Annotated in this window: 11 protein-coding genes; 5 read left to right on the top strand and 6 right to left on the bottom strand. The window is 25.9% G+C overall.

From position 1 onward, the window contains the following. Positions 1-156: 156 nt before the first annotated feature. Positions 157-783, top strand: coding sequence for a TrkA C-terminal domain-containing protein (locus I4U58_RS09760; RefSeq protein WP_195931114.1), 627 nt, complete (start codon positions 157-159; stop codon positions 781-783). Positions 784-899: 116 nt separating this feature from the next. Here I4U58_RS09760 and I4U58_RS09765 read toward each other — a convergent pair whose 3' ends face one another. After that, positions 900-1820: a sigma-70 family RNA polymerase sigma factor gene (locus I4U58_RS09765; RefSeq protein WP_195931115.1), complete on the bottom strand. Its 921-nt coding sequence runs from the start codon at positions 1818-1820 to the stop codon at positions 900-902. Between the two features lie 371 nt (positions 1821-2191). On the opposite strand from I4U58_RS09765, the gene I4U58_RS09770 reads away from it, so the two are divergent. Further along, positions 2192-3610, top strand: a complete 1419-nt coding sequence (locus I4U58_RS09770; protein ID WP_207743859.1) for an MFS transporter — start codon at positions 2192-2194, stop codon at positions 3608-3610. Positions 3611-3665: 55 nt separating this feature from the next. On the opposite strand, the gene I4U58_RS09775 is transcribed toward I4U58_RS09770, so the two are convergent. Next, positions 3666-4169, bottom strand: coding sequence for an NUDIX domain-containing protein (locus I4U58_RS09775; RefSeq protein ID WP_195931117.1), 504 nt, complete (start codon positions 4167-4169; stop codon positions 3666-3668). Positions 4170-4263: 94 nt separating this feature from the next. Further along, a complete protein-coding gene (locus I4U58_RS09780) occupies positions 4264-4842 on the bottom strand; it encodes a xanthine phosphoribosyltransferase (RefSeq protein WP_195931118.1) in 579 nt (192 codons plus the stop codon). Positions 4843-5084: 242 nt separating this feature from the next. On the opposite strand from I4U58_RS09780, the gene I4U58_RS09785 reads away from it, so the two are divergent. Beyond that, a complete protein-coding gene (locus I4U58_RS09785; RefSeq protein ID WP_195931119.1) occupies positions 5085-5564 on the top strand; it encodes a DUF2975 domain-containing protein in 480 nt (159 codons plus the stop codon). A gap of 26 nt (positions 5565-5590) precedes the next feature. After that, positions 5591-5800, top strand: coding sequence for a helix-turn-helix transcriptional regulator (locus I4U58_RS09790; RefSeq protein WP_195931120.1), 210 nt, complete (start codon positions 5591-5593; stop codon positions 5798-5800). A gap of 111 nt (positions 5801-5911) precedes the next feature. Here the strand turns inward: I4U58_RS09790 and I4U58_RS09795 are convergent, their stop codons facing one another. Continuing rightward, positions 5912-7732: a mannonate oxidoreductase gene (locus I4U58_RS09795; protein WP_195931121.1), complete on the bottom strand. Its 1821-nt coding sequence runs from the start codon at positions 7730-7732 to the stop codon at positions 5912-5914. A gap of 149 nt (positions 7733-7881) precedes the next feature. Next, on the bottom strand, positions 7882-8577 hold the full coding sequence (locus tag I4U58_RS09800; RefSeq protein WP_195931122.1) for an SGNH/GDSL hydrolase family protein: 696 nt from the start codon (positions 8575-8577) through the stop codon (positions 7882-7884). Positions 8578-8846: 269 nt separating this feature from the next. Here I4U58_RS09800 and I4U58_RS09805 point away from each other — a divergent pair, with 269 nt between their 5' ends. Beyond that, positions 8847-9380, top strand: coding sequence for a DUF1836 domain-containing protein (locus I4U58_RS09805; protein ID WP_195931123.1), 534 nt, complete (start codon positions 8847-8849; stop codon positions 9378-9380). A gap of 133 nt (positions 9381-9513) precedes the next feature. Here the strand turns inward: I4U58_RS09805 and I4U58_RS09810 are convergent, their stop codons facing one another. Beyond that, positions 9514-10443 (bottom strand): hypothetical protein, encoded by a 930-nt coding sequence (locus I4U58_RS09810; RefSeq protein WP_195931124.1) that lies wholly within the window; start codon positions 10441-10443, stop codon positions 9514-9516. Positions 10444-10580: the final 137 nt, after the last annotated feature.

Raw genomic sequence — 10580 nt, forward strand, 5'->3', positions numbered from 1 at the left:
ATGTAAAGTATATTATATATATATTATCAAAATATGTCATAATAAAACTTTTTAACAATATATTGAATTTTTTATTTTTTTGTATTGCATATTAATCTAATAGTTATAAAATAGTAATAAAGGTTATTTGAAATCACTATTAAAGGAGGTTATAATATGCAAGATAATTATACTATGCCTATTTATCAAAAAATTGCATTAGATTTAGCTAATAAAATTTATACAGGTAGTATAGTTGAAGGAAGTACATTATACGGTCGTTCTGTTTTAGCTGGAAAATACAATGTTTCTCCAGAAACTATAAGACGTGCAATAAAACTTCTAGAAGATATTAAAATCGTTGAAAGCGTTAAAGGAAAAGGCGTTATTGTCTTATCTTCTAAAAATGCTCTATCATTTATCAAAAAATATCAAGATATCACTAATATTTCATCTTACAAAAGTAGTTTATATAAATTGCTTGGAGAAAAATCTAAATTAGAAAATGAAATTGTCGAAACATTAAACAAAATAATCGACTATTCAAACAGACTAGAAATTATAAATCCATTAGTTCCAGTTCAATTTACTATTGAAGAAGATTGTAAATACATAGGTAAAACAGCAGGCGAAACTAAGTTTTGGCAAAATACAGGTGCAACAATTGTTGCTGTAAAAAGAGGCGAAGAACTTATAATATCTCCTGGTCCATATATAGAATTCTTAGCTGGCGACTTGCTTTTAGTAGTTGGAGATAAACATATCTATAACTCTGTCCCAGCTTTTTTATATGATAATAAATAAAAAATCGTTACTTAAGTCTTTTGCTTAGGTAACGATTTTTATTTTTAAAATATACTTATATTATAAATATTTTATTTTCATAAAAATCACCACAAGTTTAAAACTTATGGTGTTTTCTAGCATATATCATAATAATAATCTATTAACTTATTTGCACGACTTGGATGCGCTAATTTTCTAAGTGCTCTATTTTCAATTTGTCTTGCTCTTTCTCTCGTTACATTAAAAGCCTTTCCTACTTCTTCTAGTGTTTTCTTTTCTCCATCTTTTAATCCATATCTAAGCGATAATATTCCTTTTTCTCTATCACTCAATGTCTCTAGTACTTCTTCAATTTGTTCTGAAAGCATTGAAGTTGTGACGATTTCTTCTGGAGATTGTGTTTTTTTGTCAGCGATTATCTCTTCTAACTCTGTATCATCTTCTTGTCCTATTGTAGAGTCTATTGACTGCGTTTTTTGAGATATTCTCAAAACTTGTATTACTTTTTTTAGGGGCATATTCATTTCTTTTGATATTTCTTCTGGTCTTGGTTCTCGTCCTAATTTTTTTGAAAGAGATGATGATACACTCGATACTTTATTGATTTTTTCTATCATATGAACTGGAACTCGAATAGTTCTACCTTGATCTGCTATTGCTCTTGTAACTGATTGTCTAATCCACCATGTAGCATAGGTGCTAAATTTAAATCCTTTTGTATAATCAAATTTTTCAGCCGCTTTTATAAGTCCTAACGTTCCCTCTTGAATTAAATCCAATATAGGCATTTCTTTTCTCGCATATTTTCTCGCTATACTCACAACTAATCTAAGATTTGACTCTATTAATATTTGTTTTGCCTCTTCATCCCCCTCAGAAATTCTTTTAGCTATTTCTAACTCCTCTTGCTTACTCAATAATGGTATCTTCCCAATTTCTTTTAAATAAATTTTCATGGAATCATCTAGGTTGGCAGATTGATTTGAATAAATTTCTTTTGAACCCTCTGATACATCTTCAACATCCGTCTGTGTTGGATTTTTCTCTAGTATCATGTATATTACCCCCTTATTAATAATTTACCTATTTTTATAATTTAGAAAATATTACTCCCTTAATAAAAGTAGTTATGACTTTGACAGTCTATATTTAAATATTTTTGAAGTGACTTATTTTAATTTTGTTTGTATTCTTATAATATTCTACATTTTATTTAAAATTCCTTCTAAATAGTCGATTTTCTGCAATTATCATCTAAAGTAAATTCTATTATTAGTTTATATATCATATTTTCTCCTCATCATAAATAATATTATTTTACACTATATTCCATAATATGTAAATTATTTATTACTGTATTTGACTTTCCAAATCCTTTAGTACTATAATTTTCTTAATCCCGTATAATATAAAGGGGGTGCATACCTTGAAAAACTTTAATTTTGATGAAGAAACAATATATAAAAATAGATGGATTATTCAATTTGTATTGATAGTTGTCCCTTTTATGGGTTCTCTCGATGCAAGTATTGTAAATGTAGTTTTGCCATCTATTAAAAAAGATCTCGGCATAAACTTATCTCTTTCAAGTTTAATAGTCTCATCATATATAGTAACTATTGCAACTACGATTATAATTTTTGGAAAACTTGGTGATTTAAAAGGAAAAGGTCGAGTTTTTTTATATGGAATAATTGTATTTATATTTGGCTCTTTTTTATGCAGTATATCACCTAATATAGTAGTATTGATAATATCTAGAATTATACAAGGAGTTGGCGCATCAATTGTTATGGCAAATAATCAAGGGCTTACTGCTATTGTATTTCCTCCCAACGAAAGAGGGCGAGCTCTTGGAATGTCTGGTTCTGCTGTTGCATTAGGCTCTATCTTAGGTCCTGCACTTGGTGGGTTTATCACAACTTATTTAAGCTGGCATTTTATATTTTTAATAAATATCCCTATAGGAATAATAGCATTTATAGTCGGATATAAAACCTTACCAGGAAGAAATTCTACATCTGATATAAAACTAGATAAATCTGGTGCTTTTATATTTTTTGTATGTATATTTATATTATTTTCATCGCTTTTATTAAGTCAGGATTTTGGATTTAACAATTTATATGTAGGTCTAGGATTTTTAGTAGTATTTATATTGTTGTTTTTATTTATAAGATTTGAAAATAAATTAGAAGAACCTATGTTAAATACAAGTCTTTTTAAAATTAAGTCGCTTTGTCTTAATTTAGTTTGTGCTTTTATTTTTTATTTTATATCTAGTTCAATAAATTTAATTATACCGTTTTATCTGACAGATATATTAAATTATTCGCAAGCAGAAATATCAGCAATTATATTAGTAAATCCTCTTGTGATGTTTTTTATCGCCCCTTTAAGCGGATACTTATCTGATAAAATTGGGCCAAAAAAAGTCACTCTCACAGGTATTTTTATTATAATATGTTCTATGTTTTTAATGATTCAATTTAATGAAAATACATCTAGATTATTTTTAGTTAGTTCACTTTTTATTTTTGGATTTGCAAGTGGTACGTTTAATTCACCTAATACAACACTTGTTATGAGTACAGTCCCAACAAAAGATCTCGGAATAACAGGTAGTATAAACTCTCTTATAAGAAATTTAGGTATGGCATCTGGTACATCAATCTCTACATCAATTCTTTATCATCAAATGAGCAAATTAGCAGGTTATAAAGTAAAAGATATAGTATATGGCAGTTTTGTCTATGGTATGAAGAGTGTATTTGTTGTTTTACTTATTTTCTCTTTTGTTTCATTTATAATATCTAATATAGACAGAAAAATAAATAACTATTAAATTTATATAAAATTGGAGCTAATTTATAGCTCCTTTTTTAATTCTAAGTAAATTATTAGTCTAATTCATCTATAATGTCTAACAATTCATATACTTCGCTGTACTCACACATAATTCCTTCTTTTAGCATATCTCTAAATTCATCAGTGTTTACTAGCTTAACTCTAGAGACTTCTTCCTTTTGAAGAGTTACATCTTCAAGTTCTACATCTTTTCTTAAAAAATATATATCCCAAATCATCCCTAGTCTATTTTTTAATAATGACTTTACTAAATTACATTCTTCTTCCTTAGCTTCAATGCCTAATTCTTCTTTTAATTCTCTTATACATCCTTGTCTTGTTGTCTCACCAGATACTACCCTTCCAGTTGTAAGAGCCCATATCCCAGGAAGTAGCTGACATTTTTCTGATCTTTGTTGAATTAAAATTTGTTTTTTAGAATTTATAACCCAAACTTCTGTAGCTAGATGATATTCATCTTTATCCCATTTTTCGTATTTACCTTTTTTTCTTCCTGTAAAATTACCATCTTTGTCATATATATCCCAATATTCCATAGTAGCACTCCCTTATATAATAAAAATTTACTTTTTCGTTATTAATATATTTCAACATCATAAAGGACTATTCAAAATGAACAGCCCTCTTGTTTTATATTTCTTCTACAAATTCAATAACACCTTCAGCAAGTCTTGATATTCTTGCAAGAGAATATACATCGAATCCCCTATCTTCAAGTTTTTTACGTCCAGGTTGGAATGATTTTTCTATAACTATTCCTATCCCTTCTATAGTAGCTCCAGCCTCTTCTATTAATCTAACTCCACCTTGTGCTGCCTCTCCGTTAGCTAAGAAGTCGTCGATTAATAATATCTTATCATCTTTATCTATGTACTTTTTAGATAAAGTAAGTTCATAACTAGTCCCCTTTGTAAATGATGTTACTTTAGTTTGATAAACTTCTCCGTTTAATATTTTAGATTGTTGTTTCTTTAGTATTACCATTGGCACACCTAGTTTTATAGCTGCCATAACAGCCGGTGCTATTCCTGAACTTTCTATAGTAAAGACTTTTGTTATTCCTCTATCTTTAAAGTAATTTGCAAAATCTTCTCCTATATTGTGCATAAGAACTGGATCTACTTGATGATTTAAGAATCCATCAACTTTCAGTACAGTTTCGTTTACAGCAGTCCCCTCGTTAAGTATTTTCTCTTGTAATTCTTTCAAGTCTGTCACCTCATTTATTTATTTAAAACTATTTAGCTAATTATATCACAATATATTTTGTCTGTATACAAAACAAACTACATAAAACAAGTTTTTTCAACTTTTTTCGCAATTATATAAAATACCTTACATATTAAAAAACAATATTTTTTTATCGTTAAACGATAAGTAACAATTGACTACTTTTTCTTTCTCTGTTATTATTATTTTATAACAAAATAAAAATTATTTTGGAGGTTATTATGAAACAAAATGAATTGGCAAAATCATTAAAATTATTTATAGGATTAACTTGTATAATTCTTGCGATTTGTGGATTTGTAATTGTGCCAAAATTAGCAAGCGATATATCTATATCAACTCCACAATTTCTCCCATTATACTATCCATTTATAATATTTATATGGATTACAATAATTCCTTTTTATGCAGCGTTATTTGAAGGCTGGAAAATTTCAAATGAAATAAATAAAGATAATTCTTTTTCTAAGAAAAACATAGATTCTTTAAATAGAATTAGAAGATACGCTCTATGTGAATGCTTTTTATATTTTGTAGGCGCTCTTATTTTATTATATTTTAATTTGCTACATTTAAGTATTTTAATTATAATATTATTTGTGATATTTATAGCTATGTGTATTTCAGTATTTACAGCTGTACTTGCACATCTTGTACAAAAGGCTTGTGATTTAAAAGATGAAAATGATCTTACAATATAAATTGTGTAAAATATAGAGGTGATCTTATGATAAGAATTAATTTAGATGTCGTCTTGGCAAAAAAGAAAATGAGCGTAACAGAGCTTTCTGAAAAAGTCGGTATAACTATGGCCAATATTTCGATTTTAAAAAACGGCAAAGCAAAAGCAATTCGTTTTACGACACTAGATAAAATTTGTGAAGTTTTAGAATGCCAGCCTGGCGATATTTTAGAATACATAAATGATGATAAATAATAAAGTGATAGATTTAACTATCACTTTATTTTTATTTTTATGTTTATATATATTTTGTATTTATATATTTTAATCTATCATGTTTTTAGATATTATTCTGTAATTTATGAGTTACTTTATCTCATCAACTATTCCTACCATCTTAAGAAGAACTTTTGCATTTGTTGTAACACATCTTCCCTCTTGTATATTATAATCAAATTTAATTTCGTTGTTTTGATAATACTCAGCAAAATGATAATTTACAGCATTTATACTTTTATCACTTTCTAAATTACAAAGCTCAAAGTCGTGAGTTGAGACTAATGTTATACTCCATGGCTGAGATAATTTTTTAATAGATTCAGTAGCACATATTATTCTATCTGCTGAATTTGTACCTTTAAATATCTCATCTATCAAGCATATCATAGGTCTTTCATGTTTGTTGTACTCTGTCATTTCTTTTATTCTTAAAAGTTCAGCATAAAAAGTAGAAATTCCTTTGTTTACATTGTCCTCGACTCTTATAGATGTAAGTATTTTCATAATAGATGTATCGAAGCTAGATGCGAGTACAGGACCTCCCGCATATGCTAAAACTAAGTTTATACCTATGCTTCTTAAAAATGTAGTCTTACCTGACATATTAGAACCTGTTATTACACATGTCTGACCTTTTAAGTCTATGCTATTTCCTACTGCATCTTCAATTTTTATAAGAGGATGTTTTAAATTTTTAAAATCTATATTAGGCTTTTCATTTTTGCATTCATTTATATTGGCAAAAGTATAGTCATCTCTTATATATGTTATAGATGCTAGACTTATAAGTGCTTCAAATTCACCTACTACTTCTAAATAGCTTCTCATATTCTTTCCGTAAGATTTTTTCCATTTATCGAACATATCTATACAGTTAAAGTCCCATAAAAATATCCCATTTAAAATTATATTTCCCAAGAAATTTTGTCTTAACTCTATATATGAGCCTATTTTTTTTAGTGATTTTACTGCATTTATACTGCCGCCATCTTTATTTAAGGTTTCTTTCAATTCATTTAAGTATTTACTTTCAAAAGATGTCTTTTCTATTTCTTTAAAAAGATTATCGTATACTTTTATGTTTTTATAAAAATCTCCTATTGGTGATAGTATAGCTGTGCTTTTAGCCATATTGGCAAATGCTAAAATCAAGTTTATAACTAGTACTGATTTTAATAAATTTTCATATATAGGATTTATTCCTATTAAAGATAATACTGCTAATGCTATAAATATTGCCGGCAATACTATCATAAGAATTTTCTTTATTTTAGATTGACTTTGTGTCTTCTCTTCACATACTTCGATAAACTTTTTGATTTCTTTATTTATATTTTTCTTTTTATTTTGTTTTATTAAATATGAAAGCGTCTCTATTTCATTAGAAAACTCTTTCATAGATGATAATTCTTTTACTGCATCTTGATACTTTATTATGTCTTCTAAGTTGTATTTAGTTTGTTTTAAATGATTTACTAAAGACTTTTTACCATATAGAGTATTTGCACTACAAATATATTGATAAAGTGATCCTTCTCCAAATATGTCTAAATCTTTTAAATAAGGCATATTCTCATCTAGATATTCACTTCCTTTGTCTTTAAAATCGTACCAAGTCCCATTTAACCTTTTTATATATTTATTGTATACTTGTATTTTACTTTGTTTGTATTTTACATCAGCTTCTATATTGCTGTGGTATTTTACAAGAATTAAAAATACTAAAGCAGATATTAATACTAAAAGATAAAATTTATTATTTTTATTAAAATATCCATAAGTTAAAAATACGACCATTAATATAAATAATGCTACTCTTATCCAACTTATCAAATCACTTTTTCTTTTGATCGACTTTAAGTCCTGCTCGACCTTTGCTTTTTCATTTTTAAAAATTTCAATTTTCATTTAAAAATCTCCCTATAAACAATTTTTCCTATACAAAAGAGTATAACAGATTTTACCTACTGTTATACTCTTTTATTTATTAAGATTTATTAAATTTTAATTTATTTTAAGTTGGATATTTTTATTTCTTCTTTTACAATTTTATATAATTAAGATGGATATGCCATCTTTTTATTTATATAATTTATAAATGTATTTGCCATTAGCTTATGTGCTTTTTCGTTTGGATGTATACCATCTTCACAAATATAATCATCTACATTTTGTTCTAATATTATCGGTGTACGTATATCTATTAGATCGCATTTTTGCTTATTTGCAATATCCATAAGCGCAAGGGAATAAGTTTCTTGGTGTTTGTATATTCTATCTATATTTCCCATCCACTTCTTTATATTATCTGTATTTAAACCATTTTTGGCAAACCAATCAAAATATTTTTGTGAAGAAAGTGGCGGTAAATTTGTAAGTATGGGTTCTATTCCATTAGCTCTAAATTTTTCTATAATAGTATTGATACTTTCTATAAATTTAGGTAATGGTGTATTTGGCAGATATTCTCCATCTGGATTTTCAGATATTTCTTTCCAATTATAATCACAGTCATTTCCACCTAATTCTACTAATGCATAATTAGGTAAATCGCCTTTAGATAAACTTTTATCCATAAGTCTCATAGCTTTTGTAACTGTAAGCCCAAATTTAGAATTATTTTTTATTGTAAGTCCTAATTCTTTTTTAGTAAGTTCTATACTACTATCTTTTAATAAAGAATATCTATCTCTACCTTCTTCTAATACTACTCCTTTAAGTACAGAATCCCCCCAAATAGTTATTTTCTTCATATCTATCATACCTTTCTTTCATAAATTTATTTTAATTTTAATTTTCATATCATATATTTTATTATGTAGTATTTAATACTATATTATATCTTTATCTTTACCAAGTCAAGTATTTTTTATAATGGATATTATTTGATGTAGTATTTAATATTATATAATCTATTATTTGTTATTATTGATTATTTTTGTACTACGTGATAAACTTTTAAGATAAATACTTAGCTATTTGAAAGTGTTATTAATATATATGACAAAAGGAGCTGATAAATTTGGATTTTAAAGATTCTCACTACATAAAAGAAATTTTAGAATTTCATCTTCCTAGATTCAATGAACTTCCAGATATAGATTTATATATGGATCAAGTTTTAAATATTATAGAAAATTCATTAATTATATTTTCATCTGAAAATGACGAAAATATAATTACAAAATCTATGATAAATAATTATGTAAAACAAAATGTTATAGAAAAACCATTTAAAAAGAGATATAAAAAATTTCATGTAGCTTATTTAATTATTATTTCTATATTAAAAAAAGTCCTTAGTATATCTGAAATATCTAAAATAATAAATAATCAAGACTATGAAGTAGAAGAGTTTTACAATATGTTTTGTAATGAATTAGAGTACTCTTTAAAAAGTACATTCTTAAATGAAAGTAAAGATGAACAAACTAAATTAATAGATGACAATATACATAATAAAATATTAGTTGCAGCAACTCGCGCTTTTGCAAATAAAGTCTATGTCCAAAAATTAATAGAATTTAATGAAGAAGAGATGACTATAGTAGAGTAATTATAATATATTTTCAAATTATACATTATACACAAATTAGATAATATATAATTAATTAGAATTAAAAAAGCAATTTATATATCTTTAAGTTTTATATTACTTTCGATATATAAATTGCTTTTATTTTTTAAATTTAAGCGCAGTTAAATTTATGTAATCTAAATTTTTCAGAATCTAATTTTAAATCTTCTATTTCTTGATTTTTAGTTATAACAAAGTATTTATTGTAAATATCTTGTCTTATTTTTTCCTCTAATGATTCTACTAAAATAATTTCATCCATATATACAGGTACTCTACCTAAAAACTGCATAAAATGAACTAAGTCGTGTTCAGAATATCCCTTTATCAAAATTGAATTTAATATATCCCTAACTTTATACTTATCATATATATTTACCTTATCTAAGTCTTTATTTATATTTATGAAAACTCCATTTGCCTCTTCTTTAATTTCAAAAATATCGTCTTTTAATAAATTTTTATCTATTTTTGAAAATAAAGCTTTTGGTATAAAATTGATACCTTCTACCCCGTTTAAGTAGCCGTATAACTTGTTATTTATATAATCATCAGAGTTTTCATACTGACTTATATCATTTATATTTTCCATTTCAAATAAATTATAGTAGTCAGGCTTAAGATTTTTTTCAGATATAAATATATTTGCACACAGTGATTTTAATATTTTGCTAGATTCTTTTATAAATTGATTTAAGTAATTTATAAAATCATCAAATTTATAATCGAGAATATGTCCGCTTATATTGAAGCTAAGAGAGCCATAGTATCCAAAATCTGAATTTTCGTCTGTTTGTTTTACATATTCACAATTAAAATTAAGACCTATATCTTGAGGTGTAGGCATTGACATATAATTTATATCTTCATTATTTATGTTGCTTTCTATGTAATTTCTTATACTGTCTATATTATTTAAGTCATATTTTAGTTCTAATTCTTCTAAATCCCAATTTTGCATAAATACTTTACTTGTTACAAATTCTCTATACTCTGATCTAGTAGAAATTTTATCTGTTTTTAATATAGCATCGTAAATCAAGCTTATATTTTTGCTTAATACCTCTCCTACTGTTTTAATTTTTTTGTGAAGTGATTTATATGTTATATCTTCTTCATTAAACTGTATATCAAATACAAAGTCATCACTATCTAAAAAAGCTAGGTATTCACCTTAGA

The sequence above is a fragment of the Clostridium sp. 1001270J_160509_D11 genome (assembly GCF_015667935.1).
In the GTDB taxonomy this organism is placed as follows: Bacteria; Bacillota; Clostridia; order Peptostreptococcales; family Peptostreptococcaceae; genus Intestinibacter.